General features: G+C 64.6%; 22 protein-coding genes. 11 read left to right on the forward strand and 11 right to left on the reverse strand.

Annotated features, from left to right (window positions below; all coding sequences use genetic code 11):
• The first annotated feature begins 123 nt into the window (after positions 1 to 123).
• The 3 genes from urtE (at position 124) to ACQR1W_RS05090 (ending at position 2,540) form a co-directional block, all read left to right on the forward strand.
• Positions 124 to 813: an urea ABC transporter ATP-binding subunit UrtE gene (gene urtE / locus ACQR1W_RS05080; protein ID WP_434849791.1), complete on the forward strand. Its 690-nt coding sequence runs from the start codon at positions 124 to 126 to the stop codon at positions 811 to 813.
• A gap of 50 nt (positions 814 to 863) precedes the next feature.
• Positions 864 to 2,093, forward strand: a complete 1,230-nt coding sequence (fmdA, locus tag ACQR1W_RS05085) for a formamidase (protein ID WP_035982632.1) — start codon at positions 864 to 866, stop codon at positions 2,091 to 2,093.
• 105 nt (positions 2,094 to 2,198) lie between these two features.
• Positions 2,199 to 2,540 carry an FmdB family zinc ribbon protein gene (locus tag ACQR1W_RS05090; RefSeq protein WP_434849792.1) on the forward strand — a complete coding sequence of 114 codons (342 nt, stop codon included), beginning with the start codon at positions 2,199 to 2,201 and terminating at the stop codon, positions 2,538 to 2,540.
• Positions 2,541 to 2,784: 244 nt separating this feature from the next.
• On the opposite strand, the gene ACQR1W_RS05095 is transcribed toward ACQR1W_RS05090, so the two are convergent.
• The 4 genes from ACQR1W_RS05095 to ACQR1W_RS05110 form a co-directional block, all read right to left on the reverse strand.
• Positions 2,785 to 3,621 (reverse strand): MlaD family protein, encoded by an 837-nt coding sequence (locus ACQR1W_RS05095; protein ID WP_434849793.1) that lies wholly within the window; start codon positions 3,619 to 3,621, stop codon positions 2,785 to 2,787.
• Positions 3,622 to 3,716: 95 nt separating this feature from the next.
• A complete protein-coding gene (locus ACQR1W_RS05100) occupies positions 3,717 to 4,433 on the reverse strand; it encodes a DUF1614 domain-containing protein (protein WP_008971812.1) in 717 nt (238 codons plus the stop codon).
• A gap of 117 nt (positions 4,434 to 4,550) precedes the next feature.
• Positions 4,551 to 5,117: a class GN sortase gene (locus tag ACQR1W_RS05105; protein ID WP_434849794.1), complete on the reverse strand. Its 567-nt coding sequence runs from the start codon at positions 5,115 to 5,117 to the stop codon at positions 4,551 to 4,553.
• Between the two features lie 162 nt (positions 5,118 to 5,279).
• Positions 5,280 to 7,544, reverse strand: coding sequence for a marine proteobacterial sortase target protein (locus tag ACQR1W_RS05110; RefSeq protein WP_434850427.1), 2,265 nt, complete (start codon positions 7,542 to 7,544; stop codon positions 5,280 to 5,282).
• Positions 7,545 to 7,748: 204 nt separating this feature from the next.
• Between ACQR1W_RS05110 and ACQR1W_RS05115 the strand changes: the two genes are divergently transcribed.
• A complete protein-coding gene (locus tag ACQR1W_RS05115; RefSeq protein WP_434849795.1) occupies positions 7,749 to 8,519 on the forward strand; it encodes a helix-turn-helix domain-containing protein in 771 nt (256 codons plus the stop codon).
• A 321-nt stretch (positions 8,520 to 8,840) separates the two neighbouring features.
• Here ACQR1W_RS05115 and ACQR1W_RS05120 read toward each other — a convergent pair whose 3' ends face one another.
• Together ACQR1W_RS05120 and ACQR1W_RS05125 are read right to left on the reverse strand one after the other, a co-directional pair.
• Entirely contained in the window at positions 8,841 to 10,073 is a 1,233-nt protein-coding gene (locus ACQR1W_RS05120) for an ABC transporter substrate-binding protein (RefSeq protein ID WP_434849796.1), read from the reverse strand.
• A gap of 83 nt (positions 10,074 to 10,156) precedes the next feature.
• The gene (locus ACQR1W_RS05125) at positions 10,157 to 11,707 is read right to left on the reverse strand and encodes an acyl-CoA synthetase (protein WP_434849797.1); all 1,551 of its coding nucleotides are present in this window, start codon (positions 11,705 to 11,707) and stop codon (positions 10,157 to 10,159) included.
• A gap of 281 nt (positions 11,708 to 11,988) precedes the next feature.
• On the opposite strand from ACQR1W_RS05125, the gene ACQR1W_RS05130 reads away from it, so the two are divergent.
• The 7 genes from ACQR1W_RS05130 (at position 11,989) to ACQR1W_RS05160 (ending at position 20,682) form a co-directional block, all read left to right on the forward strand.
• The gene (locus ACQR1W_RS05130; RefSeq protein ID WP_434849798.1) at positions 11,989 to 13,125 is read left to right on the forward strand and encodes an acyl-CoA dehydrogenase family protein; all 1,137 of its coding nucleotides are present in this window, start codon (positions 11,989 to 11,991) and stop codon (positions 13,123 to 13,125) included.
• Between the two features lie 122 nt (positions 13,126 to 13,247).
• On the forward strand, positions 13,248 to 14,417 hold the full coding sequence (locus ACQR1W_RS05135; protein ID WP_434849799.1) for an acyl-CoA dehydrogenase family protein: 1,170 nt from the start codon (positions 13,248 to 13,250) through the stop codon (positions 14,415 to 14,417).
• Positions 14,417 to 15,073 carry a glutathione S-transferase family protein gene (locus tag ACQR1W_RS05140; protein ID WP_434849800.1) on the forward strand — a complete coding sequence of 219 codons (657 nt, stop codon included), beginning with the start codon at positions 14,417 to 14,419 and terminating at the stop codon, positions 15,071 to 15,073. The genes ACQR1W_RS05135 and ACQR1W_RS05140 overlap by 1 nt, the downstream gene beginning before the upstream one ends.
• A gap of 142 nt (positions 15,074 to 15,215) precedes the next feature.
• Positions 15,216 to 16,019: a helix-turn-helix domain-containing protein gene (locus tag ACQR1W_RS05145; RefSeq protein ID WP_434849801.1), complete on the forward strand. Its 804-nt coding sequence runs from the start codon at positions 15,216 to 15,218 to the stop codon at positions 16,017 to 16,019.
• A 79-nt stretch (positions 16,020 to 16,098) separates the two neighbouring features.
• Positions 16,099 to 16,965 (forward strand): 3-keto-5-aminohexanoate cleavage protein, encoded by an 867-nt coding sequence (locus tag ACQR1W_RS05150; protein ID WP_434849802.1) that lies wholly within the window; start codon positions 16,099 to 16,101, stop codon positions 16,963 to 16,965.
• 124 nt (positions 16,966 to 17,089) lie between these two features.
• Complete coding sequence (locus ACQR1W_RS05155; protein WP_434849803.1) at positions 17,090 to 18,706, forward strand: acyl-CoA carboxylase subunit beta; 1,617 nt, start codon at positions 17,090 to 17,092, stop codon at positions 18,704 to 18,706.
• Positions 18,707 to 18,720: 14 nt separating this feature from the next.
• Positions 18,721 to 20,682, forward strand: a complete 1,962-nt coding sequence (locus tag ACQR1W_RS05160; protein ID WP_434850428.1) for an acetyl-CoA carboxylase biotin carboxylase subunit — start codon at positions 18,721 to 18,723, stop codon at positions 20,680 to 20,682.
• A 50-nt stretch (positions 20,683 to 20,732) separates the two neighbouring features.
• Here the strand turns inward: ACQR1W_RS05160 and ACQR1W_RS05165 are convergent, their stop codons facing one another.
• The 5 genes from ACQR1W_RS05165 to ACQR1W_RS05185 all read right to left on the reverse strand — a co-directional run bounded on the left by ACQR1W_RS05165 (position 20,733) and on the right by ACQR1W_RS05185 (position 25,522).
• Positions 20,733 to 21,113 carry a response regulator gene (locus ACQR1W_RS05165; RefSeq protein ID WP_434849804.1) on the reverse strand — a complete coding sequence of 127 codons (381 nt, stop codon included), beginning with the start codon at positions 21,111 to 21,113 and terminating at the stop codon, positions 20,733 to 20,735.
• Positions 21,088 to 22,470, reverse strand: a complete 1,383-nt coding sequence (locus ACQR1W_RS05170) for a PAS domain S-box protein (RefSeq protein WP_434849805.1) — start codon at positions 22,468 to 22,470, stop codon at positions 21,088 to 21,090. The genes ACQR1W_RS05165 and ACQR1W_RS05170 overlap by 26 nt, the downstream gene beginning before the upstream one ends.
• 299 nt (positions 22,471 to 22,769) lie before the next feature.
• Positions 22,770 to 23,078: a c-type cytochrome gene (locus tag ACQR1W_RS05175; protein WP_434849806.1), complete on the reverse strand. Its 309-nt coding sequence runs from the start codon at positions 23,076 to 23,078 to the stop codon at positions 22,770 to 22,772.
• A gap of 5 nt (positions 23,079 to 23,083) precedes the next feature.
• Positions 23,084 to 23,833 (reverse strand): CBS domain-containing protein, encoded by a 750-nt coding sequence (locus ACQR1W_RS05180; protein ID WP_434849807.1) that lies wholly within the window; start codon positions 23,831 to 23,833, stop codon positions 23,084 to 23,086.
• Positions 23,834 to 23,971: 138 nt separating this feature from the next.
• The gene (locus tag ACQR1W_RS05185) at positions 23,972 to 25,522 is read right to left on the reverse strand and encodes an AMP-binding protein (protein ID WP_434849808.1); all 1,551 of its coding nucleotides are present in this window, start codon (positions 25,520 to 25,522) and stop codon (positions 23,972 to 23,974) included.
• Between the last annotated feature and the right edge of the window lie 319 nt (positions 25,523 to 25,841).

Consider the following 25,841-nt stretch of genomic DNA (forward strand, 5'->3'; position numbering starts at 1 on the left):
CACAGCGGCGGTGTCGCGTGGAGCACCCCCCTCCCCAACCATCCCCCGCAAGGGGGGAGGGAGTACCAGCGCCTATGCCGCAGCAGCGTCATTCCTGCTCATCACTTTCGAAGGAGCCCAGTGATGCTCGCTATCTCCGATCTCCATGTCGCCTACGGCCAGAGCGAAGTGCTGCATGGACTCAACGTCAAGGTCGCGCCGAACGAGATCGTCGCGATCATGGGCCGCAACGGCATGGGCAAGACCACGCTGATGAAGTCGCTGATGGGCATCCTGCCGGCGAAAAGCGGCTCGATCGATATGAGCGGCACCGAACTGTCGGGCCTGAAGAGCTATGAGCGCGTGGCCAAGGGCCTCGCTTACGTGCCGCAGGGCCGCATGATCTTCTCCACCATGACGGTGAAGGAGAACATCGAAACTGGTCTCGTCGTCTCCGGTGAATCAGAAGTGCCCGGCGACATCTATGAGCTGTTCCCGGTGCTCCTGGAGATGAAGGATCGGCGCGGCGGCAATCTCTCCGGCGGACAGCAGCAGCAGCTCGCGATCGCGCGTGCGCTTGCGACCAAACCCAAAGTGCTGCTGCTCGACGAGCCGACGGAAGGCATCCAGCCGTCGATCATCAAGGAGATGGCGCGCACCCTGAAGCGCATCCGCGATCAGAAGGGGCTGTCGATCGTCGTCTCCGAGCAGGTCCTGAGCTTCGCGCTCGACATCGCCGACCGCGTGCTGGTGATCGAGAACGGCGAGATCGTGCGCGACGATCCGCGTGACTCGGTCGATGCCGCACAGGTCTCGAAATATCTGTCCGTCTAACCACTCCGTCCACGCAAGCAGTCAAGGCGAGTAACAAAGGGGAGCAATTGATGCCAGAGACACTGATCAAGGTCGATCTCACCAAATCGGCCTATGAGAACGACATGGTGCACAACCGCTGGCACCCGGACATTCCGATGGTGGCCTGGGTCAAGCCTGGCGACGATTTCATCATCGAGACCTATGACTGGACCGGCGGCTTCATCAAGAACAACGACTCTGCCGATGACGTGCGCGACATCGATCTCTCGATCGTGCACTTCCTGTCAGGGCCGATCGGGGTCAAGGGCGCCGAGCCCGGCGACCTCCTGGTGGTCGACCTGCTCGACGTCGGCCCGCTGAAGGAGAGCCTGTGGGGCTTCAACGGCTTCTTCTCCAAGCAGAATGGCGGCGGCTTCCTGACCGATCACTTCCCGCTGGCGCAGAAGTCGATTTGGGACATCAAGGGTCTCTACACCTCCTCGCGCCATGTGCCCGGCGTGAATTTCGCCGGCCTGATCCATCCCGGCCTGATTGGCTGTCTGCCCGATCCGAAGCTGCTGGCGACCTGGAACGAGCGCGAGACGGCGTTGATCGCGACCAATCCGACGCGTGTGCCCGGTCTCGCCAATCCGCCGTTTGCGGCGACGGCTCACGCCGGACAGGCCAAGGGTGATGCCAAGGCGAAAGTCGGTGCCGAAGGCGCCCGTACCGTGCCGCCGCGCGAGCATGGCGGTAATTGCGACATCAAGGACCTGTCGCGCGGCTCGAAGATCTACTTCCCGGTCTATGTGCCCGGCGGCGGCCTCTCGATGGGTGATCTGCACTTCAGCCAGGGCGACGGCGAGATCACCTTCTGCGGCGCGATCGAGATGGCGGGCTGGCTGCATCTGAAAGTCGATGTCATCAAGGACGGCGTGTCGAAATACGGCATCAAGAACCCGATCTTCAAGCCGTCGCCGATCACGCCGAACTACAAGGACTACCTGATCTTCGAGGGCATCTCCGTCGACGAAGCCGGCAAGCAGCATTATCTCGATGTGCACATCGCCTATCGCCAGGCCTGCCTGAACGCGATCGAATACCTCAAGAAGTTCGGCTATTCCGGCGCGCAGGCCTATTCGATCCTCGGCACCGCGCCGGTGCAGGGGCACATCTCGGGCGTCGTTGACGTGCCCAATGCCTGCGCCACGCTATGGTTGCCGACCGAGATCTTCGACTTCGACGTGATGCCGTCGGCGGCTGGTCCGGTGAAGCACATCACCGGCGACATCCAGATGCCGATCTCGCCGGACAAGTAAGTTCTCCTCCCTGGCGACTGGGATGCGGGACGGCATTGTTTCGTCGCCCCGCATCCGCTCGCGGTCACCTTCTGAGCTGAACACGAACAACGTGGGACAATCACGATGCCGGTCTATGAGTATCTCTGCGACGCCTGCGGTCCGTTCACCGACATGCGTCCGATGTCGGAATGCGATGATCCCCAGGCTTGTCCGCAATGTGCTGACATGGCGCCGCGCGTGATCCTCACCGCGCCGAATTTCGCCTGCATGCCGGCAGACCGTCGCGCGGCATTTGCGACCAATGAGCGCAGCCGGCACGCGCCGCAGACGGTCGCCGAATACAAGGCCAAGCATGGCCCAGGCTGCGGCTGCTGCTCGCCGAAGAAGCCACCGCGGCTGATGGCGAAGTCGAAGAGCGGCGCCAAGGGATTTCCGACCGCAAGGCCGTGGATGATCAGCCATTGAGGTACGACGTTTATCTCAGACCAGCGGTGTTGATGAGGCCTGCAGACAGCGCGACAAACTCCGCTGTCGTCCCCGCGAAGGCGGGGACCCATAACCACAATCGGGTATTGTGGGGCGAGCTGTAGCTCCGGCGTGCCGCCACATGGTGAGCTGGGAGTATGGGTCCCGGGTCGGCGCCCGACAACGCTGCGCGTTGCCAGGCTTGCCCGGGACGACGTCGGAATGAGGAGGGCGATTGTGCCTGCTACCTCGCCGCCGGCACTCGCCGTGGCGCTGATGCGGGCGCCGGCGCCGCGGCCGGGCCGCCCAATTTCGCGCTCATCGCATTGGCGCCGTCGCTGACGTCGAGCAGGGTCTTCCGGCTCTCCTCGATCACCTTTGCTGACTTTTGCCGAAAGTCCTGGGCGAACTCGCGGAGCGACCTCAGCCTGTCGAGCAGATCGTGCGCATCCCCGTGGCCGAAGCCTGGGATTGCCTCATCGATCCTGGTCACGACCTTGTCGAACCCCTTGAAAGCGTCCTCCGCCTGGTCGATGGCAGCGTCGATCGCGTCGCTCTTGTCCTTCAGTGAGGCGGTCTCGGACTCGAATGTCTGTAGTGCATCCTTCACGATCGGCGCGTTGCTGACGATGAACTTGTCGACATTGTGCACCGTCTCGACCATCGTCTCCTGATCCTTCAGGTCGGCGGTCAGAACCGGGACGCCGTCCTTGTCCAGCGGCACGGGCGGTGCGGTCGGCGCACCGCCGACCAGCGAGATGGCTGCGATCCCGGTCAGTCCCTGGAATTCGATGCCGGCGGTGGTGTCCTTGCGGATCGGCGCGCTCTTGTCGAGCGTCACCAGCGCCACGATCTTGCGCGGGCTCTCCAAGGTCACCGACAGGATCTGGCCGGCCAGAACGCCGTCGAAATTGACCGGCCCGCCCTTGCGCAAGCCGGCCGCCGAGCCGCCGTCGAACACCACGCGCAGCGGACTGCGTTGCTGGGCGACGCGCAGCTTCTGCGTGATCAGCGTGCCGCCGATGCCGGCGGCGACGGCCGCAAGCGTCAGGGTGCCGATGACAAGATTGGTTGCGCGCATGGTGAGCCTGGGATCGCCGGCCAGTCACTGCCGAATGACATCGCGGCGATTTTAGCGTCCAACCGCGATGGTGGAAAGGTCGCCGCGATCACGCTTCATCGTGCGAGCCCCGGTCGCGACGGCGCCGCAATGCCGGCGAGCAGCACCGCCAGGATGCCGGTCAGGAAAACGCCGTCGAAGGTTCCGGCGCCGCCGATCGAGGCCACCGGCGCGCCGAGGCTGCCGATCTTGTCGAGATTCATCAGGTCGGCGCCGATCAGCGTTCCCATCGAGCCGCCAATATAGGCAAGCGGCGCGGCATATTCGCGCGACAGCAGGAAGGCGAGGATCGCAGTGACGACCACCGGGGCGAACACTGGCACGGCAATGCCGACGCCGCGCACCGGCGTTGCCATCGCATGGATGATGATGGCGATCGCAACCACGGCGATGGCCGCGCGCAGCCAGAGCTGATAGCGCAGCACGAGGTAAGTCGACATGATGGTCGGGATCACCGCGCCGCCGACGTTGACGGCGAGCACCGTGCCCGGCCACTGATGCACCAGCGGCACCACATATTGCATCCCGAAGAAATCGATGATCTCGCCGGACCGCACCTCCTGGGCCGGAAGAACGGTGATCGGGATGTTGAAATAGCTGCCGACCAGCGAGCCGAACAACAACAGCATCGCCGTGCCCGAGCTGACGCCAAGCTTCATATAGGCATAGCGCAGGATGCGTAGCTGGATCAGGATGATGAGAACGACGAATATCAGCACCAGGACCGCAAATAGTCCGGGCGTGATCGGTAGATATTGAGCCTGGGAATGCATGAGCTTGGACTTTTGTCACCCTGATACGGCGCGCGCGGAGCCAGCATCTCACGCCGACCGCGGGATGACAAATGCGAATATCGGTGTTCCTTCCAGGCGGTGGCCGCTCCCCGCCGGTCACGAGCCCGAGGCGATCATGGTCGCATGCAGCAAATAGCGCTCCGGTCCTGATGTGACCGAGTCGAACGGCCAGCAGGTCGACAGGATCAGTTCGTAGTCGTTGCTCGCAGCGTCGATGCCGCCAGCATCGAATCGAACGATCTCCGTCGCATCCGCCCGGTAGCGAAAAATCTGGCCGTCGCGACGCGTCACCGAAATCTCGTCGCCAATTTTCACCTCGCGCAGGAAACGAAAATGGGTGTCGCGGTGCGCGGCATAGAGCGCCACGCCCCGCTCGCCGGGCTCCGCGCTCAGTTCGACGTGCCCCGGACCGAAGGCCAGCGCCTGGCCGCTCGAACCTGCAAGCGCGATCGCGCTGGCGTGGATGCGCTTCACCTCGATCCGCGCCACCGGGTAGGTGTCCGCCCAGGACCACGGTTTGACCACCTTTCCCGTGGCGATGGTCTCGGCGAAGGCCCGCTCCAACAGGATTTGCGCAAGCGATGCCTTGGCGTGGATATATGCGCCGTGGCCGAATAGCATGAGGCCGAGGGCGGCGAAGAACAGGGAGAGGAGGCGGGGCATAATCAAGTCATTCTTCTCGCTCTCATCACCCGGGTTACTTGCTGTCGTCACCCGCGAAGGCGGGTGACCCAGTATTCCAGAGGCGCTTGCGATGAATCGATGTGCTGCGGCGTACTGGATGCCCCGCCTTCGCGGGGCATGACGCCGATATTTGCCCTCCAGTCACCGCATTACCGGGCTTCGCCGTGAGGCAATCAACAAGACCAGACTGAGCATCAGCAGCCCCGCGCCAAGCATCATGCTGAGCTCCGCATCGGTGGCCGTCTTGGGCAGCGTGATCGTGTTCGGAGACGGCGGCACGACCGGCCGCTTGAGCGATGCGACCTGCAAACGGCTCTCGTCTTGTGCGCGACGTTCGACCGGTGCGGCCGGCGCGCGCATGCGCTCGCCGAACACCTTCTCGAAATCCCAGCCGGCCGGAAGGTTGATCGGCAACTCGCTCAGCTTCAATGGCTCGCCCGCAGGCCGGTGCGGCGTCTGATCGACCGCAACGAGGCTGGTCAGGCGCGTCACCAGTTGATGCTCCAGCGCCAGTTTGAGGATGGCCTTGTCGGCCTCGTCAGGCGTGATCTGCCGCATGGTCCGCGCGACTTCCGCATCGCTGATCTTGCGCCGCGCCCACAGCTTCGACAGGCCCTTGCCCTCGGCGGCATTGGCGAGCGGCAGCGTGACGGTCCACGGACGGCCGCCGATCCGGCCCTTGATACGCAGGGAGCCTTCGAGCTTGTCGAGCTTCGTGACTAGCACCAGCGGCTCGTCGCGATACACGTCGGGAATGATCGCAGGCGTGATATCGGCAGAGGCGTCCGAGAAGCTCGCGGTGAGACCGGTGACGGCCGGATTTTCCAGCTTCGCGAACAGGCCGCGCATGCGCTCCTCGACCTGCTCGACCGAGCCGATATGGGTGAAGGCACCGCGGCCGAGCTCGGCCGCGCGGGTCATCAGATAGGTGTTCGGCGCCGAGCCGATGCCGACCATGAAGATCCGCGAGCGGCCGCGCATCGCCGTGATCGTCTCGAACAATTGCTGCTCATTGCCGATGGCGCCGTCGGTCAGGAACACGACCTGGCGCACATGATCGGCCTCGCTGCTTTCGTCGGTCAGCGCGGCGCGCATCGCCGGCACCATCTCGGTGCCGCCGCGCGCCTCGAGCCCGCTCACGAAGCCCGTGGCGCTGCCGACATGCTCGGCGTCCGCCGGCACCGCAGAAGGGAACAGGACGGTCATCGTGTCGTCGAACCGGATCACGTTGAAGCGATCGGTGGGCTGCAGCCGGCCGAGCGCATAGAGCAGGCTGGCCTTGGCCTGCTGGATCGAGGTGCCGCCCATCGAGCCGGAATTGTCGATCACGAAAATGACGTCACGCGGCAGCGGCCGTTGTGCGGCCGGCGCCACCGCCGGCGGTGTGACGAAGGCGAGCAGATAGTCGGCATCGCCGACATGCTCGCGGAACAGGCCGACCGAAGGTGTCGTCTCGTCGGAAGGTTTCCAGGTCAGCTCGAAGTCGCGATCTGCCGGCACCACGCCGTCGGCGAGCGTCACCACGCGCGTGGTCGCATCCGGGCTCTCGATCTTGACCTGATGATGGTGGCTCTTCACCTCGCCGAGCGCAAAGCCGGCCTGCAGGCGCACGGTGATCCGGGTCGGATTGACCGGCGCGTTCTCGGCGGGGTCGAGCACCGGCGGCGAGATGCGGTCGCGGTCTGGCACGGGATCATTGCTGGCCGCGCCCCAGCCGTTGCCGCCTGGACGCAGCTCGACGCTCTGCACGAGCGGCGCCGGATTGTAGCGCGGTCCGACCACGAGCGGCACGCGCAGCGAGAACTCGTTGCCGTTCTGCGCCACCGGCTCCTGGTATTCGATCTGCACCAGCACGGTCTCACCCGGACCGATATTGGCGACCGAATTGGTGAAGATGTTCGGTCGCTCCTGCTCGGTCAGCGCAGCTGTCTTGCCGTCGCGCTTGGCCTGCTCGTAGATGACCTTGGCCTGTTCGCGCTCCTTGATGTTGCCGACCACGACGCGGTCGCCGACCACCATCTTCAAGGTATCGACCGCGCTGCCCGCCGGCAGCGGGTAGACGTAGATCGCTTCCATCCAATGGTCGGTCGGATTGCGGAACAGCTGGGTGATGCGGGCACGCGCGGTCGGCCCGGACACCGTGATGTCGACATCGATGCCGAGCCGCGGGGCATCGCTGTAGCCGTCATCGGTCTTGAACAGAAGCGAGCCCGAGCGGGCATCGCCGGGCTTTGACAGTGGGGCGATCGGTCCCTCCGCCGACCATCCCGGCGTGAAGCTCAGGAACAGGGCCGTCAGGCCGACCAGCAGCACGGCTGCCGCCTGCACCAGCAAAAACAGCAGCACCGTCCCGATCTGCCGCATGACAGGCCGGCTTGGCCGGTCGCCATCGATTGTGTCATTCATCGTCATCTGTCGCTCCCGCACGAAATATTCGTGGGCGCAAACCTGTGCGGAAGCCTGCCTTACCGCGAGCAGAATGATCGGTCTTGTTTGGCCGCGGTCCGTCCCGGTCCGTCCGATAGCAACCCGCCGACCGGCGGCTTTGTGCGGGTTTGTCCGGGAATGTGCGTCTGCTACAAAGGACCGCGCCGTGCAGCAGAGGGCAGGATGTCGATACCCGAGAGCGAACTATCCGACGAACAGAGCCGGCAGGTGGCAGACCTGATTCGCGAGGAGATCGCACGCCGGCGCATGTCGCGCCAGGGGCTGGCCGAGCAGGCCAAGATCAGCCTCTCCACGCTCGAGAAGGCGCTTGGCGGACGGCGTCCGTTCACGTTGGCCACGATCGTCCGGCTCGAGCAGGCACTCGGCGTCGCCTTACGCAAGGCGCCGAGCGCGCCGCCCGCAGTGCCGCCCGCGGAAAACGGCATCGCGCCGGACAGCCTCGGCTCCTATTCGCGCCGTGCGGTCGAATGGATCGAAGGCACCTACGTGACCTTGCGGCCATCGTTCGGCGACACGGAGGCGATCTACGCCTATCGGACCGATATCGCCTGGGACGAGGCGGCGTCATCACTGCTGTTTCGCGAAGCCGCCCGGCTGGATGCTGCGTTCACGCAGTTCGGTGAGGTTGCGGTGCCGAACCAGTCCGGCTTCATCTATCTCGTCACCAACCGTCACGGCCAGCACCGGCTGATCACGGTGTCACGCCCGACCATCACCGGCGAGATGTATGGGATCATCACGACCCTGCTCGCCGGGCGGGGCTCGCTGCTGACGCCGATTGCAGCGCCGATCGCGCTATTGCCGCTTCGCAATGTGCCCGAGCCGAATTTGGGTCGGGTTGCCCCTACCGATCCGAACTATGCGCTCTATCGCGATCATCTGCGCAAGACGGTCGAGGAGCCGTTCGCGTTGTTCATGCCGGGCGTGTCGTGATTGTGTAATCTGTGACAACCATTAGACTCATCATCGCGGCGCTCGAAGATTGGAAGAGGAGCGCGGTGCGCATGAATGTGCCCTCTCCCCTTGCGGGAGAGGGCATGTAGGGAAGCCCGGCAAGCTCGGTCGGGTGAGGGGTATGCTTCCACGCGGGTCATTCGCGGATAGATACCCCTCACCAAATCGAGCGCGGTGATGGGCCGGAGATGCCCTCTCCCGAAAGGGAGAGGGCGCTGTATCGCACTGTCATCCGGCCGGAAGGCCGCACCGGGGTAGCGGACGACCACAGCGGTGGGCTCATCGGCAGCGTGTTCTTCCCTAGCCGCCCACCTCGGCGCTGATGATGTCGCCGAAGAAGTCCCACTTGCCGTTCTTGAACTGCATCATGCGGAGCTGTTCGATCGGCGCGAAGTCGTTGGGGCCGGTCGTGATGGTGACGCCTGGAATCAGCGTATCCGGCGCGAAATTCTTCAGGCTGGCGGCCTGCTTCATCACGTTCTCGCGCGTCAGGTCGTCGCCGCACTGTTTCAGCACCTGGACCATGGTCTGGGCCGCGGCGTAGCCATAGGGGATGTTGGAATCGGAAATGTTGGCGCCGGGCATGTATTTGTCGACGAAGGCCATGAACTTTTTCATGCCCTCGTCGTCCTTCCATTGCGGATCCGACGCATCCTTCAGATATTGCGCCGACAGCACGCCTTCGGACGCTTCGAGCCCCGCCGGCTTCATGACCGCGCCGATCGAGATCGACACGTCGGTCATGATCTGCATCGGCTTCCATTCGAGCTCGGCGATCCTCTTGATCGCCTGTGCCGCGAATTTCGGAGTCGAGATGTTGACGAAGACGTCGGCACCGGTGCCCTTGAGCTTGACGATGTGGGAATCGATCGAGGGCTCGGTGGTCTCGTAGCTCTCTTCCGCGACGATCAGGCTCTTGGCCTTGTCGCCGAACACTTCCTTGATGCCGGCGAGGTAGTCCTTGCCGAAATCATCATTGGCATAGAAGATCGCGACCTTCGCGTCCGGCTTGGCCTTCAGGATGTATTTGGCGAAGATCCGCGCCTCCACCCGGTAGCTCGGCTGAAAGCCCATGGTCCAGGGGAAATCCTTCGGGTCGTTCCACTTGCTGGCGCCGGTGGCGAGGAAGAGCTGCGGCACCTTCTTGGCGTTGTGATATTTCTGCACGGCCGTCTGGGTCGGCGTGCCCAGCGCGTTGAACACCAGGAACACCTCGTCGCTCTCGATCAGCTTGCGGATCTGCTCGACGGTTTTCGGCGGGCTGTAGCCGTCGTCATAGGAGACGAAGTTGATCTTGCGCCCGTTGATCCCGCCCTGATCGTTGATCATCTTGAAATAGGCGTCCTCGGTCTTGCCGATGATGCCATAGGCCGACGCCGGGCCGCTATAGGCCTCGACATTGCCGATCTTGATCTCGGTGTCGGTTACACCCGGATCGTATTTCTTCTGCGCAAGCGCAGCTTGGCTCGCGAGCACCGTGAACGCAGCTGCGGCCGCGAACGAGAGCAGAGTCCTGGCAGTGTTGGACGGCATTCCCTGGGCTTCCTCTTTTGATGATCGTTATCTCTTGATGATCGTCATATCGGCAGGCGGAGCGTCTGCTCCGCATGACAGGCTCATGATGCCTTCTGCACCAGATCGATGGCGGATGCGGTCGAGAAGGTCTTGCGCAAGGTCGGCTTGTGGATCTTGCCGGTCGCGTTGCGCGGCAATGCGTCGACGAAGCGGATGACGCGCGGGCATTTGAAGCGGGCGAGATTGGCCTGGCAGTGGGCGTGGACCTCGGCTTCGCTCAAGGTGCGGCCCGCCTTCACCGCGACGATGGCCATGCCGGTCTCGCCCCATTGCGGATCGGCAATGCCGATCACGGCCGCCTCGGCGACGGCGCCGAGCTGATGCAGCACGTTCTCGACCTCGGCCGGATAGACGTTCTCGCCGCCCGAGATGTACATGTCCTTCCAGCGGTCGACGATGTAGTAGAAGCCATCCTCGTCGATCCGGGTGGCATCGCCGGTGTGCAGCCAGCCGTCGGTGAAGGACGATCGGTTTGCATCTGGCCTGTTCCAGTAGCCGGGTGTCACGTTGGGGCCGCGCACCCACAATTCGCCGAGCTCGCCGATCGCGGCATCGCTGCCGTCAGGCCGCACGATTCTCACTTCCGTGTGCAGCACCGGCTTGCCGGCTGAGCCCGCCTTCCGCGCGGCGTCCTCACGGTCGAGTGCGAGCACTGCAGGCGAGGTCTCCGTCATGCCGTAACCCTGCTGCAGCGCCACGCCGCGGGCTTCCCAGGTGTTGAGCAGCGGCACCGGCATCGGCGCGCCACCGACGCCCCCGATGACAAGGCGGCTGAAATCGGCGGCCTCGAACGCCGGGTGCTGCGCCAGGAATTGATAGATCGAGGGCACGCCGAAGAAGACGTTGATGCCCTGTGCCGGCTCGCTGATCAGCTGCAGCGTCAGACCGGGATCGAAGGCGCGCATGATCAGGACCGTGCCGCCGGCGTGAAGCACCGGGTTGGTGTAGCAATTGAGCCCGCCGGTGTGGAACAGCGGCAGCACCGTCAGCAGCACCGAGGACGGGGTGATGTAGGCGATACCGCCGAGATTGACGCAATTGTAGAACGTCATGCCATGGGTGATGGTCGCGCCCTTTGGCTGACCGGTCGTACCCGAGGTGTACATGATCGTTGAGACGTCATCGAGCATCACCGGCTCGACGTCCGTCAGCGGCGCGGCCGATGCGATCGCCTGTTCATAGGACTGGCCGGCTCCATAGCGGAGCGTATGGGGGACATTGCAGAGCTGGCTGACCGCAAGGGCGATCTCGGCCAGATCATCGTCGTGGATCATGACACGAGGTGCGGCGTCGCCGACGATGAATTGCAGCTCCGGCACGGTGAGGCGCGTGTTCAGCGGCACGAAGATCGCGCCCAGCCGGAAGCAGGCGAACTGGACGTCCAGCGTGTCGGTCGCGTTCAGCGCCAGAACCGCGACGCGGTCGCCTTTGCCGACGCCGAGCTGCGCACGCAGATGGCCGGCAAGGCGCGCGACACGGGCGTCGAACTCCGCATAGGTGAACCGCCTGTTGCTGCCGAGATCGACCATCGCCGTCTTGGCCGGTGTGCGCCGTGCGTGGTGCGCAACCCAGTCGTAATACCGTACTGGCACTGGTTCCCTCCCTCGCATCCTGCGGTCTTTATGCCGCTTCGTCCCTGCTGTTCTTGTGCGCTGCGTCCTCGCGATCTGGCCCATCGAGGTGCCGGATGCCGAGCTGCGCCGCTCCCGCCGGAAGTGGGGCGGTGTGGACGGCAATTTGTCTTGCGTTCAGTTGCTGATGCGCGCCTGCTCGGGGCGCAGGCATGAGTGCGTTTGGCGGTCAGCGCCTCCACGCAAGTGGAGGACGCGCCTTCCGGCCATTCTGTTGCGCGACGCAGCGTGGAATCGCCCGCATGAAAAATCCGTTCTATACGGCCGAGCACGAGGCCTTTCGCGAGGTGGTCAGGCGCTTCGTCGACAGGGAGATCGCGCCGTTCGCCAATGCCTGGGACGAGGCCGGCGAATTTCCGCGCGCGCTCTATGGGAAGGCGGCCGAGATCGGCCTGCTCGGGCTCGGCTTTCCCGAAGAATTCGGCGGCGTGCCGGCCGATCAGTTCATGAAGATCGTGGCGTCCCAGGAGCTGGCGCGCGCCGGAAGCGGCGGCGTCAGCGCCAGCCTGATGAGCCATACGATCGGCGCGCCGCCGATCGCGCGCGCGGCGCGTCCCGACGTCAGGGCACGCGTGCTGCCGGAGATCTTGTCGGGCCGGAAAATCTCCGCGCTCGCCATCACCGAGCCGAGCGGAGGCTCCGACGTCGCCCATCTCCGCACCAAAGCGCGCCGCGACGGCGATCATTACGTCGTCAGCGGCGAGAAGACGTTCATCACCTCCGGCATGCGCGCCGACTATCTGACGGTCGCGGTGCGCACCGGCGGAGAGGGCGCATCCGGTGTCAGCCTGCTGCTGATCGACGGCCGCACGCCAGGGCTGACGCGGACCAAGCTCGACAAGATGGGCTGGTGGGCGTCGGACACCGCGACGCTGCATTTCGACGACTGCCGCGTGCCCGCGGAGAACCTGATCGGCGAGGAGGGCCAGGGCTTCAAGCTGATCATGCAGAATTTCAACAGCGAGCGGATGGGCATGGCGGCGAGCTGCACCGCCTTTGCCCGTGTCTGCCTCGACGAGGCGGTCGCCTATGCCAAGGAGCGGCAGACCTTCGGCAAGCCGCTCGCGCAACATCAGGTCATCAGGCATAAGCTGGTCGATATGGCGCAGCGGGTGACAGCGTCGCAGGCGATGCTGGAAATGCTGGCGTGGCGGCTGGAGCAGGGCGACAATCCGGTGGCCGAGATCTGCATGATGAAGAACCAGGCGACGCAGACCATGGCGTATTGCGCCTCGGAGGCGGTGCAGATCTTCGGTGGCGCCGGCTATATGCGCGGCGTCAAGGTTGAGCGCATCTACCGCGAGGTCAAGGTCAACGCGATCGGCGGCGGCACCGAGGAGATCATGAAGGATCTGGCCAGCCGCCAGATGGGATTGTGATTGTAACCCGTCATTCCGGGGCGCGTCGTAGACGCGAACCCGGAATCCAGAGGTGAGTCCACCACATCGAGATTCCGGGTTCGCTCGCCGTCGCGAGCGCCCCGGAATGACAAGGAAGAAACATGCTCTTCACCGCCGACCACGACGAAGCCCGCCGCGCCTTGCAGAAATTCATCGCCGCCGAGATCAATCCTCACGTCGATGAATGGGAGGACGCCGGCATCTTTCCCGCGCATGAGCTGTTCAAGAAGCTTGGGAGTCTCGGCTTTCTCGGGCTCAACAAGCCGGTCGACTATGGTGGGCAGGGGCTGGATTATTCCTACGCGCTGATGATGGCCGAGGAGCTCGGTGCCATCCGATGCGGCGCGATCCCGATGGCGATCGGGGTGCAGACCGACATGGCGACGCCGGCCTTGGCGCGGTTCGGCTCCGACGAGGTGCGCAAGGAATTCCTGGCGCCGGCAATCGCAGGCGATTACGTCGCCTGCATCGGCGTCTCCGAGCCCGGCGCGGGCTCGGACGTCGCCTCGATCAAGACCGCCGCGCGCTCGGACGGCGACGACTACGTCATCAATGGCGGCAAGATGTGGATCACCAACGGCGCACAGGCGGATTTCATCTGCCTGCTCGCCAACACCAGCGACGGCCCGGTCCATCGCAACAAGTCGCTGATCTGCGTGCCGATGAAGACCAAGGGCGTGCAGGTCGCGCGCAAGCTCGACAAGATGGGCATGCGCTCCTCCGACACCGCGCAGATCTTCTTCGACGACGTCCGGGTGCCGAAGCGCAACCGCATCGGCGCGGAAGGCGAGGGCTTCACCTATCAGATGATGCAGTTCCAGGAGGAGCGTCTGTGGGCGGCGGCAGCCTGCCTGAAGGCGCATGAATTCATCATCGGCGAAACGATTGAGTATACCCGCAACCGCAAGGCCTTCGGCCGCAGCATCCTCGACAACCAGGTCGTCCATTTCAAGCTTGCGGAGATGCAGACCGAGGTGGAGCTGTTGCGCGCGCTGACCTATCGGGCTGCCGAGGCGCTGATCGCGGGCGAGGATGTCACGCGTCTTGCGACCATGGCGAAATTGAAGGCCGGCCGGCTCGGCCGCGAGCTCACCGACGCCTGCTTGCAATATTGGGGCGGCATGGGCTTCATGAACGAGACGCCGGTCAGTCGCGCCTATCGCGACACCCGCCTCACCTCGATCGGCGGCGGCGCGGACGAGGTGATGCTGACCATCCTGTGCAAGATGATGGGCACATTGCCGGGCCTCGCAAAAAGGGGGGACGCCTGATGATCACGCTGTACCATTGCGACGGCGCCCGCTCGTTTCGCCCGCTGTGGATGCTGGAGGAGCTCGGCCTCGCTTACGAGTTGAAGATGCTGCCGTTCCCGCCGCGGGTGCTGGCGAAGGAGTATCTGGCACTCAACCCGCTAGGCACGATTCCGCTGATGATCGACGGCGAGACCAGGATGACGGAGTCCTCCGGCATCTGCCACTATCTCGGCATCAAATACGGCCCGACGCCGCTGATGGTCGATCCCGGCGAGCCGGCCTACGGCGCATTCCTGAACTGGATGTATTTCTCCGACGCGACCCTGACCTTCCCCCAGACATTGGTGCTCAGGTACAGCCAGTTGGAGCCGGAGGAGCGGCGATCGCCGCAGGTCGTGACCGACTATGCCAAATGGTTCCTGGGCCGCCTGCGCGCGGTCGAGGCCGCTTCCGGCAATGCTGAAACCTTATGCGCGGGGCGCTTCACCGCGGCCGACATCGTGATCGGCTACGCCTTGCGGTTGGCCGATAGCATCGGTCTTTCCGGGGAGTTCGGCCCGCATGTCGCGGCTTACTGGGCGCGGCTGCAGGCGCGCGACGGCTACCAGCGCGCCCGCGAGGCCGAGCGGCGGGCCGGGATCGAGCAGGGCGTGAAGCCGCGGATCAAGCCGTGAATGCGGGCTTTTTGGGCATCGTGATTCCGGCAATTAACCGCCTCGAAAATTGACATTTCCCGCCGATGACAGCGGCGGGATTTGCGCTATGGTCTTCCCCAATCGAAGCGGCCGAGAGAGCCGCGTCCTCAGGAGGAATGCCATGGATTTGACCCGCCGGGACTCCGGCCATCTGATGCTGATCACGCCTGATCGCGTCTTCTATGCCGGGCTGCTTGGCCGCCCGCGGCAGCGCTGCTCCGGGGCTTTCCACGTCTATGTTGCGCTGAACGGTGGCCTGCGGCTGATGCCCGAGCAGGCCGCGGAGCAGCGCGGCGAGCTGCTCGTCGTCGCGCCGAACCAGCAGCACACCATCGAAAGCGACTACCGCACCGTCATCGTGGTCACGATCGAGCCGGAGAGCGTGCCGGTCGGCACGCTCGATCGATTGGCCATGCGGATCACCAGGGATGCTGCGGCCTATGCCTGTCGCATCCGCGCCGCCTATGAAGAGCTGGTGCAGCGGCCGCTGAGCGGCGATGTCACCAGCGCCATCTTCGACCGCCTGTGCCTTGGCGAAGCCCTGCCGCAGCGCAAGCTCGATCCGCGCGTTGTCAAGGCGATCGCCCTGATCAACCGCTTCTCGGGCGAGCCGGCCACCGCCGAGAGCTGTGCCGCGGCCGTTGGCCTCTCCACCTCGCGCTTCCTGCATCTGTTCAAGGAGGAGACCGACATCTCCTTCCGCGCGTTCCGCGCCTGGAAGCGCGCGCGGCACCTGCTCAACTTCGCCAATCAGGACCTCAACCTCGCGCATCTCGCGCAGGACATCGGCTATCCCGACTCGACTCATTTCAGCCATTCGATCCGCCGCTTCTACGGTCTGAAGCCGCGCGCGATCTTTTCCGGTTCCCGTGATCTGGCGATCTATCGCAGCGGCGAGACCGCCGATTTGGCGGCAGCGCGTTGACGCAAGCAGCGATGTAGTTGCCTTCGCATGATGCCGGCGGTCGTAGCTCGCGACCTCCGACAATCATTCAAGGCATGGCATGAGCGACAAAGCCGTCATCACCTGCGCGCTGAACGGCGTGCTCACCGATCCCAGGCAGCACCACGTTCCGGTCACGCCGGAGGAAATGGCCGCGGAGGCCCGGCGCGCCTTCGAGGCCGGCGCCAGCATCATGCATATTCATCTGCGCCAGCAGGCGGCCGGCAAGGGGCATCTGCCGTCCTGGGACGTTGCGGTGTCGCGCGAGATCCAGCAGGCGATCCGCGAGGCCTGCCCCGGCGTCATCATCAATCACACCTCCGGCGTCTCCGGGCCGCACTACGAAGGCGCGCTCGCCTGCATCCGTGAGACCCGGCCCGAGATCGCGGCCTGCAACGCCGGCTCACTGAACTATCTGAAGGTGAAGGCGGACAACGCCTGGGCCTGGCCGCCGATGATGTTCGACAATTCGGTCGAGAAGATTCAGGACTATCTCGATGCGATGAAGGACGCGCACACGATTCCAGAGTTCGAATGCTTCGATGTCGGCATCGTGCGCTGCGTCGGGATGTACTACCAGACTGGTATGTATGCCGGGCCGCTCGAATATAATTTCGTGATGGGCGTCGCCTCCGGCATGCCCGCAGATCCAGAGTTGCTGCCGATCCTCATCAAGCTGAAGCGGCCGGAGGCGCATTGGCAGGTCACGGCGATCGGCCGTGCCGAGATCTGGCCCTTGCATCAGCGCTGCGCCGAGCGTGGCGGCCATCTTCGCACCGGGCTCGAGGACGCGTTCTATCTCGCCGACGGCACGAAAGTGACATCGAACGGCCAGCTGATCGAGGCGATCGCCGCGCTGGCGCGTCGCGCCGGCCGCGAGATCGCGACACCGGCCGAGGCGCGGCAGATTTTTGGGACGATCAATTGATCGCCACCGTCATTGCGAGCGAAGCGAAGCAATCCAGGGTCGAGAAGGAAGGCTGGATTGCTTCGTCGCTTTGCTCCTCGCAATGACGACGTCGTCTTTCAGAGCGTATTCGCGACTAGGTAATATGGCCACCATCGACAACACAGTCTCCCCTCACAGCGCCGCGTTCCAGTCCAATCGCGATGGCATGCTGGCCCTGATCGCGCGGCTCCGCGAGCTCGAAACGCGCACGCGCCAAGCCTCCGCCGGCGCGAAGGAGCGCTTCCATGCCCGTGGCCAGCTGTTGCCGCGCGAGCGCGTTGCGCTGGTGCTCGATCCCGGCGCGCCGTTCCTGGAGCTCTCGACGCTTGCCGGCTACATGTTCGACGTGCCGGATGCGGCCAAGAGCGTGCCGGGCGGCGGGCTCATCGCCGGCATCGGCTTCGTCTCGGGCGTGCGATGCATGGTCTCGGCCAATGATGCCGGCATCGATGCCGGCGCGCTGCAGCCATATGGTCTCGACAAGACCTTGCGGGTGCAGGAACTCGCGCTCGAAAACAAGCTGCCTTACGTGCAGCTGGTCGAAAGCGCCGGCGCCAACCTCCTGCGCTACCGGGTCGAGGATTTCATTCGCGGCGGCAACATCTTCCGCAATCTGGCGCGGCTGTCGGCGGCCGGGCTTCCCGTCGTCACGGTGACGCATGGCTCTTCCACCGCCGGTGGCGCCTATCAGACCGGCCTGTCCGATTACATCGTGATGGTCCGCGGCCGCACCCGCGCCTTCCTGGCGGGGCCGCCGCTCTTGAAGGCTGCAACCGGCGAGATCGCGACCGAAGAGGAGCTCGGCGGCGCCGAGATGCACACCTCGATCTCGGGGCTTGGTGACTACCTGGCCGAAGACGATCGCGATGCGTTGCGGATTGCGCGCGAGATCATGGCGGCGCTGCGATGGGATCGGCCGGCGCAACAGACATCGGAAGCAAGGCCGCCGCGCTATGATCAGGAGGAGCTGCTCGGCATCATGCCGATGGATCACAAGCGCCCGGTCGACATGCGCCAGGTGATCGCGCGGATCGTCGATGATTCCGATTTCGTCGAGATGGGACCGAATTACGGTCCCGCCACGGTGTGCGGCCACGCTCGCATCGACGGCCACGCGATCGGAATCGTCACCAACAACGGCCCGCTCGACCCGGCCGGCGCCAACAAGGCCACCCATTTCATCCAGGCCTGCTGCCAGAGCCGCACGCCGATTCTCTATCTCAACAACACCACCGGCTACATCGTCGGCCGCGCTTATGAGGAAGCCGGTATGATCAAGCACGGCTCCAAGATGATCCAGGCGGTGACGTCGGCGACCGTGCCGCAGATCACGATCTATTGCGGCGCCTCGTTCGGCGCCGGCAATTACGGCATGTGCGGCTGGGGCTTTCATCCGCGGTTCTGTTTTTCCTGGCCGAACGCCAAGACCGCGGTGATGGGCGGCGAGCAGGCGGCGGAGACGATGGCGATCGTGACCGAGGCGGCTGCGGCGCGTCGCGGCAAACCGGTCGAGAGGGAGAAGCTCGAAGCCTTGAAGGCGCAGATCGTGGGCGTGTTCGACAGCCAAATGGACGTATTCGCGACCTCGGCGCGCGTGCTCGACGATGGTGTTATCGATCCGCGCGACACCCGGGCGGTGCTGGCCGAAGTGCTTGCGATCTGCCGCGAGGCAGAGGCACGAACCCCGCAAGCCATGCAGTTCTCGGTGGCGCGGCCATGAGCGAAGGCAAGACGATGCAGCGCACGCCGTTCCACAAGATCCTGATCGCCAATCGCGGCGAGATCGCGCTGCGCATTATCAGGACGGCGCGGCGGCTCGGGTTTGGCGTGGTCGCGGTCTATTCGGAGGCCGATCGCGACGCGCTGCATGTGCGGCAGGCCGATCAGGCCGTGCGCATCGGCGAAGCGCCGCCGGCGCAATCCTACCTGAACATCGCGGCCATCATCGCGGCCGCGCAAGCGACCGGCGCCGATGCCGTGCATCCCGGCTACGGCTTCCTGGCGGAGAATGCGGAGTTTGCGCAGGCCTGCAACGACGCAGGTCTCGTGTTCATCGGCCCGTCGGCGGACGCGATCAGATCCATGGGCAACAAGGCCGGTGCGAAGGCGCTGATGCAGGCGGCCGGCGTGCCTTGCGTCCCCGGCTATCAGGGCGAGGATCAGCGCGACGACCTCATGCTGGCCGAGGCCAAGCGGCTCGGCTTTCCCGTGATGATCAAGGCGGTCGCCGGTGGTGGCGGCCGCGGCATGCGGCTGGTGCGCGACATCAAGACATTCCCCGACATGCTGCGCAGTGCGCGCTCCGAGGCGGCCGCGGCGTTCGGCGATGGCACCGTCATCCTGGAAAAGGCGATCGACAATCCACGCCACATCGAAATCCAGGTGTTCGGTGACCACCATGGCAACGCGATCCATCTCGGCGAGCGCGACTGCTCGGTGCAGCGTCGGCATCAGAAGCTGGTCGAAGAGGCGCCCTCGCCGGCGGTGATGCCGGAGCTGCGGGCACGGATGGGCGCCGTTGCGGTTCAGGCCGTCAAGGCGCTCGGTTATGAGGGTGCGGGCACACTGGAATTCCTGCTCGATTCCGACGGCCAGTTCTATTTCATGGAGATGAACACCCGCCTGCAGGTCGAGCATCCCGTGACCGAGGCGATCACCGGCCTCGACCTGGTCGAGCTCCAGCTCCGCGTCGCGGCGGGCGCGCCGCTGCCGCTCCGGCAGGAGGATGTGCACTGGTCCGGTCACGCCATCGAGGTGAGGCTTTGCGCTGAAGATGCCGGCCGCGATTTCATGCCGCAGTCCGGCCGGATGGCGCTATGGCAGATGCCGGACAGCGTCCGCGTGGAGCACGCGCTGCAATCGGGCACGGAGATTTCGCCCTATTACGATTCGATGATCGCCAAGCTGATCGGCTATGGGGCAACACGAGAAGAGGCGCGCGCGAAGCTGATCTGCGGCCTGGAGCAGGCGGTAGCGCTGGGTGTCACCACCAACCGCGCGTTCCTGATGGCCTGCCTGCGTCACCGGGCGTTCGCACGAGGGGCGGCGACCACCGCCTTCATCGGCACGCATCGGAACGAGTTGGTCGCGCCGGCCGCGAGACTTGCGGATATCATCCTTTGCGCACTGCTGCTTCATGTGAGCCATGCTTGCGCGCGGGCGTGGCGCGCCGGCCGTTCGCTGGCCGCATCGTTCCCGACGCCGCTGCGTTTCGACATCGACGGCCAGTTGCAGGAGTGTGAGCTCCTGCGCGAACGTGACGGCGCGTATTTGGCCAATCGTGACGGCGAGACGCATCGCGTCGAGATCGACGAGCTTGACGGCGAGCTCATCCGCTTCCGCGCCGATGGCGTGACCGACAGTGCCGTCTTTCTCCGCGCGGACGACAGGCTCTATGTGCAGCGTCGCGCCACCACGATGACGGTCCGCGATGCGAGCCTTGCCGCGCCGCAATCAGCCGCAAATGCCGGCGGCGATGGCAAGGTGCGCGCCGCGCTGAACGGCCGCGTGGTCGCCGTGCTGGTCAGGGCCGGCGAGCGCGTCGCCGCTGGCCAACCGGTGCTGACCCTCGAAGCCATGAAGATGGAGCACGTCCATGCATCCGGGATCGCCGGCACGGTTGCCGCGATCGAGGTTACCGAGGGTGAGCAGGTGACGACAGGGCGGATCGTGATCGAGATCGCTGCGCTGTCATAAGCCGACGTCGAACAAACGGCGGACGATGCCTGAACCGCGCCGCCAAAGCCTTAGCTCTGCGCGGACAGCTGTCGTCTCAATTCGGCCACCAGCCGCGTCGTCTGGAACGGCTTCGAGAGCAGGGGTACGGCGGAAAATTCCGGCGGACATTGATCGACCAGATATCCGGTCACGCCGATGAAGGGGACGTGGGCGGCCGCCAGCATGCTGGCGATGGGAGCCGACGTCTCGCGCCCGAGATTGACATCGAGAATCGCCAGGTCGCAGCCGTGCTGTTCGAACAGCGTCAACGCCTTGGCCACGCTCGGTGCGACGCCGACCACCGCAAAGCCGGCATGCTCCAATTCGACGGCAAGATCGAAGCCGATCAGCGGATCGTCCTCGACGATCAGGATACGGGCTCTGTCATTGGCGCGCATCGGGCCTGCCACGGCTGACACGCTCCAATTGACAGGCGATCTGCCAACGCAGTCCCTCCGGCGGGAACAGGACATCCACCGTGCCGTCCAGGCTCAGCCTGACCATGTCGGAGATGACCCTGCTGCCGAAACCGGAGCGGGCAGGCGGCGACACGGTGGGGCCTCCCGTCTCGACCCAGCTCATGCGGAAGATGCCGCCCTCGCTCGCCCAGCTCACGTCGATGCGGCCATGATCATCCGAGAGCGCACCATATTTGGCGGCGTTGGTCGCAAGCTCATGAACGGCCATGCCGATCGATTGCGCGGCTTCCGGGGGCAGCTCAAGATAGGGGCCCGTGATCGAGATTCGGCTTCCGATGAGATCGCTGAAGCTGCGCAGCTGCGAGCGGACCAGATCGCTCAAACGAATAAAGCGCCAATCGTTCTGGATCAGAAGGTCCTGGTTGCTTGCGATCGCCTGCAGACGTTCGAGGAAGCGCTCGAGGTCGAGCTGCTGACCATGGCGCGTCATCTGCCTTGCGATCGCCTGCACCAGCGACAGCAGGTTCTTGCTGCGATGATTGACCTCGGCCAGCAGCACGTGAAGTTGCTGCTTTGTCTGCCGCGTCTCTGTGATGTCGCGGACGATCTTGGATGCGCCGACGATGCGCCCGGCCGAATCCCGCACCGGCGACACGGTGACGGAGACATCGATCGGCGTGCCGTCTTTCCTGACACGAACGGTCTCGAAACTGTCGATCACCTCTCCGGCCACCACGGTGGCGAGGATGCGGTCCTCTTCGATCTGACGCTCAGGCGGAATGATGCGGCGGATCGACTCGTTCAGCATCTCGGCTTCCGAATAGCCGAAGATGCGCTCGGCGCTCCTGTTCCAGCTGGTCACGACGCCTTCCAGCGTTTTGCTGACGACCCCGTCCGAGGAGGAGGCAACGATGGCCGCCAGCATCGCCGCGCTTCGTTCGGCCTGCTTGGCCCGACTGATGTCGCGAATGATGCTGGAGATCCCGATGATCTCGCCGGCGGGCGCGTAAATCGGTGAGAGCGTGATTGCGACCTCGATCGGCCGGCCGTCCTTGGTCAGCCGGACCGTCTCCAAAATCTCGATGGAGTCCCCGGCCGCGATGCGTTCACGAAGCGCTTTCTCTTCCGCCAGCAATTCACGCGGAACCATGTCGAAAACGGATCGTCCGACCATGTCGGTTGCAGAGGCGCCGAACAGGCGTTCGCAGGCAGCGTTCCAGCTCTTGATCTCGCCATCCAAAGAGGTGCCGAGGATGGCATCGGCGGACGCGTTCACGATGGCAGCCAGATAGGCCGCGGATTGGTCGGGGAGGGATAGTGCGGACGGGGCGCCGGTCTTACCGTGCACGTCGCAGGCTCCTTGGTGGATCAGAGAACGCAGCGGATCCCGCTACCACGAGTAACGACTCATTTGTACTCAAATGCAAGGCGCTGCGTCCCGTCTGCTGTTGTTCATCGTTAATTTTCGGCAGCGAGCGTCGGCTGGTGCTCCGATTCCGTCGGTCGTTTGCTGGCGCGAAATCACGGGCAGGCGCCGGCCGCCTCCCGTGAACCGACACCAAACGCATTGGGAGCGGCAAGGTTCCGTGGAACAGGAGATTTGGTGCGCAACCGCCCCGGCGACGATCGGGACTCCGGTTGCTCTGCTTAGTTCTTCAACGAGATGATATAGGCGGCAAGGTCGGCGGCGTCCTGTCGACTGAGCGGTACATTCGACATGGTCGCGTGCGGTAGCAACAGAAACGCGGTCAGCGTCTCGAGATTCACAGTGTCCTTGGTCGCGATCGCGACAAAGGGCGGAGCGCGGCGGAACTTGGTCGGTTTGTCGGCGACGGCGTGACACGCGGCGCACCAGCGCTCGGCGAGCCGCAACCCGTGATCGAGGTGCTGAGCCGTCGCTACTCCGTTCAGGGCAAGCGAGGCGATCACCGCGAGAGCCGCCACTGGCTTGGACATCGCGCTCACAGCGGCTGATCGTCGTCGGTTGACGGCTCCTCCTGCAGCGAGACGAGGTCGCCGCCGCCGAAATCCTCCTCCGGCGGCGGATAGACCCACATGTAGTCGCGGACGTCCTTGATGCCGGCCACGCTCTTGGCCGCGACCACCGCCGCCTGCCGTTCCTTGGCGTCGCGGACCGCACCATTCAGCGAGGCGATGCTGTCGCGCACCACGACATTGACGCGCCGGATCGAGCAGGCCGCCCGGTCCAGTGCATCGAGAATCCGGCCGCGCAGGATGTCGTCGCTCGGCGTGGGGCCGGGAAGCTCGGTGGCAAGATCCGTGATGGCCTGGACGAAGTCGCGATAGCTCACGATGCCGACCAGCCGATTGCCGCTGACCACAGGCAGGCGCTTCACGTGCTTTCTTTCCATCAATCCGACGATTTCGGGCAGCGTCGCATTCTCGCTCACGGTCACCGGATCCGGCGTCATGATTTCGCAGACCGCCCGGCCGTGGGAGCGGATGAAATCGGCATTGATGCGTCCACGCCCGACCAGCAGGCCGAGCCAGCGGCCGCGCTTGCGCGCGGTGCCGATTTCGGCGCGGCGAATGAAATCGCCGTCGGTGACGATGCCGACCAGCTTTCCCCCTGTATCCACCACCGGCAGGGCGCCGATGTGATTGCGCAGCATGACCTTGGCTGCTTCCACGATCGGAGTCCCGGGCGTGACCGTGATGACCGATCGGCTCATGATCTGATGGGCACGCATTTGGCCACTCTCATCTCGGCTGATTGATGGGACGTCATCGATAGCGAATGCCGCCTCGCCTGGCTTGACGGGGATCAAGCCAGGCAGGTTTAACCTGCGTATGCTGCAATGCGGCCGTGGTCGACGCGCTTATCGTGCTTATACGATCCGCGAGGTCTTGTTGCCCCAGTAACGGTCGCGCAGCAGGCGCTTGTAAAGCTTGCCGGTGGGCAGCCGCGGCAGCTCCTTCTCGAAATCGATCGAGCGCGGCACCTTCTGTCGCGCCAGCGACTGGCGGCAGAAGGCGATCAACTCCTCCTCCAGCGCGGGGCCGGGCATGATGCCCTCCATCGGCTGGATCACCGCCTTCACCTCCTCGCCGAGATCGGCATTGGGCACGCCGAACACCGCGGCATCGGCGACCTTGGGATGGGTGATCAGCAGGTTCTCGCATTCCTGCGGATAGATGTTCACCCCGCCGGAAATGATCATGAAGGTGGCGCGGTCAGTGAGATAAAGGTAGCCGTCGGCATCGACATAACCGACATCGCCGACCGTGCTCATGCTGCCGTCGGGCGAGCGCGCCTCCTGGGTGCGTTCGCGGTCGTTGAAATATTCGAACGCCGAGCCGGACTTGAACCACACGGTGCCCGCCGTGCCGGGCGCGCATTCCTGCATGTTGGCGTCGAGAATATGCAGTTCGCCGAACAGCACCTTGCCGACCGTGCCGCGATGCGCCAGCCACTGCTCGCTGTCGCAAGCGGTGAAGCCTAGGCCTTCGGTCGCGCCGTAATATTCGTGGATGATCGGCCCCCACCATTTGATCATCTCGTCCTTGACCTGCACCGGGCAGGGCGCGGCGGCGTGGATCGCGACTTCGAGCGAGGAAATATCGTATCTCGTGCGCACCTCCTCCGGCAGCTTCAGCATGCGCGAGAACATCGTCGGCACCAGCTGGCTGTGCGTGATGCCCCATTGCTCGATCAGCTGCAGATAGCGCTCGGGATCGAAGCTCTCCATGATGATGGCGGTGCCGCCCATGCGGATCGTGAGGTTGACGGCTGCCTGCGGCGCCGAGTGATAGAGCGGTGCCGGCGACAGATAGATCATGCCCTCGCGATAGCGCCACAGCTTCTCGAGAAAATCGAACAGCGGCAGCTGCTGCGCCGGCGGCTGCTCCGGCAGCGGACGCAGGATGCCCTTGGGCCGGCCCGTCGTGCCGGAGGAATATAGCATCGCGGTGCCGATGCACTCGTCGGGGAGCGGCGTCTTCGGCAGTCCGGCGACGGCCTCGTCCAACCCAACGATGCGCTCGCTCTCGCCCGGGCCATCGGCAACCACGCAGAGCTCGACGTTGGGGGCTTCCTTCAATGCCTCGCGCGCGACGTCGAGCTTTGCGACTGAGGTGACCAGCAGGCGCGACCGGCTGTTGTTGAGGATATAGGCGAGCTCACCCGGCGTGAGAAACGAGTTCACGCAGGTGAAATAGAGCCCGGAGCGCTCACCGGCGCCACAGGCCTCGAGATAGCGGCTGTTGTTCTCCATGAAGATCGCATAATGATCGAGCCGCTTCAGCCCGCGCTTGCGAAACAGATGCGCCAGCCGGTTGCTGCGGGCTTCGAGCTCGCGATAGGTCACGGCTTCGCCTGACGATGCCATGATGAAGGCGGGCTGCAGCGGACGCAGGCGGGCATGCTTGCCGGTATACATCGTTCCTCCCGAGGGTGCCGGCCGTGAGCCCGGAGGCGTGGTGACGAGGATGCGACCAATGGCGCAAACGCAAGCCGCGCGTTCTCGCCGATGCCCCGGTCCGGACCGATTGCCAGACGCGAAGCCTTTCTCCTCGCACGCGCTGTCCTCCCGGGACGGCTCGTTCGTGCTTTGCCGACAAGTCTAGCCAACTGGAACCCAGCGCTCAACTGAAGGCTCAACTATTGGCCGACAGGGAAGGGATGGGCGGCGCCGGGGTTATGCCGTAACATCGGAAGCGCGTTCACAACAGAACGGCGTTCAGAACAAGAATGGCTGG

The sequence above is a fragment of the Bradyrhizobium sp. HKCCYLS1011 genome, assembly GCF_051167795.1.
Classification (GTDB): domain Bacteria; phylum Pseudomonadota; class Alphaproteobacteria; order Rhizobiales; family Xanthobacteraceae; genus Bradyrhizobium.

Bases quoted from the DNA above. Each gene is read 5' to 3' on its own strand.
- urtE (WP_434849791.1), top strand. From the start codon at position 124: ATGCTCGCTATCTCCGATCTCCATGTCGCCTACGGCCAGAGCGAAGTG.
- fmdA (WP_035982632.1), top strand. From the start codon at position 864: ATGCCAGAGACACTGATCAAGGTCGATCTCACCAAATCGGCCTATGAG.
- ACQR1W_RS05090 (WP_434849792.1), top strand. From the start codon at position 2,199: ATGCCGGTCTATGAGTATCTCTGCGACGCCTGCGGTCCGTTCACCGAC.
- ACQR1W_RS05095 (WP_434849793.1), bottom strand. From the start codon at position 3,621: ATGCGCGCAACCAATCTTGTCATCGGCACCCTGACGCTTGCGGCCGTC.
- ACQR1W_RS05100 (WP_008971812.1), bottom strand. From the start codon at position 4,433: ATGCATTCCCAGGCTCAATATCTACCGATCACGCCCGGACTATTTGCG.
- ACQR1W_RS05105 (WP_434849794.1), bottom strand. From the start codon at position 5,117: ATGCCCCGCCTCCTCTCCCTGTTCTTCGCCGCCCTCGGCCTCATGCTA.
- ACQR1W_RS05110 (WP_434850427.1), bottom strand. From the start codon at position 7,544: ATGAATGACACAATCGATGGCGACCGGCCAAGCCGGCCTGTCATGCGG.
- ACQR1W_RS05115 (WP_434849795.1), top strand. From the start codon at position 7,749: ATGTCGATACCCGAGAGCGAACTATCCGACGAACAGAGCCGGCAGGTG.
- ACQR1W_RS05120 (WP_434849796.1), bottom strand. From the start codon at position 10,073: ATGCCGTCCAACACTGCCAGGACTCTGCTCTCGTTCGCGGCCGCAGCT.
- ACQR1W_RS05130 (WP_434849798.1), top strand. From the start codon at position 11,989: ATGAAAAATCCGTTCTATACGGCCGAGCACGAGGCCTTTCGCGAGGTG.
- ACQR1W_RS05135 (WP_434849799.1), top strand. From the start codon at position 13,248: ATGCTCTTCACCGCCGACCACGACGAAGCCCGCCGCGCCTTGCAGAAA.
- ACQR1W_RS05140 (WP_434849800.1), top strand. From the start codon at position 14,417: ATGATCACGCTGTACCATTGCGACGGCGCCCGCTCGTTTCGCCCGCTG.
- ACQR1W_RS05145 (WP_434849801.1), top strand. From the start codon at position 15,216: ATGGATTTGACCCGCCGGGACTCCGGCCATCTGATGCTGATCACGCCT.
- ACQR1W_RS05150 (WP_434849802.1), top strand. From the start codon at position 16,099: ATGAGCGACAAAGCCGTCATCACCTGCGCGCTGAACGGCGTGCTCACC.
- ACQR1W_RS05155 (WP_434849803.1), top strand. From the start codon at position 17,090: ATGGCCACCATCGACAACACAGTCTCCCCTCACAGCGCCGCGTTCCAG.
- ACQR1W_RS05160 (WP_434850428.1), top strand. From the start codon at position 18,721: ATGCAGCGCACGCCGTTCCACAAGATCCTGATCGCCAATCGCGGCGAG.
- ACQR1W_RS05175 (WP_434849806.1), bottom strand. From the start codon at position 23,078: ATGTCCAAGCCAGTGGCGGCTCTCGCGGTGATCGCCTCGCTTGCCCTG.
- ACQR1W_RS05180 (WP_434849807.1), bottom strand. From the start codon at position 23,833: ATGCGTGCCCATCAGATCATGAGCCGATCGGTCATCACGGTCACGCCC.
- ACQR1W_RS05185 (WP_434849808.1), bottom strand. From the start codon at position 25,522: ATGTATACCGGCAAGCATGCCCGCCTGCGTCCGCTGCAGCCCGCCTTC.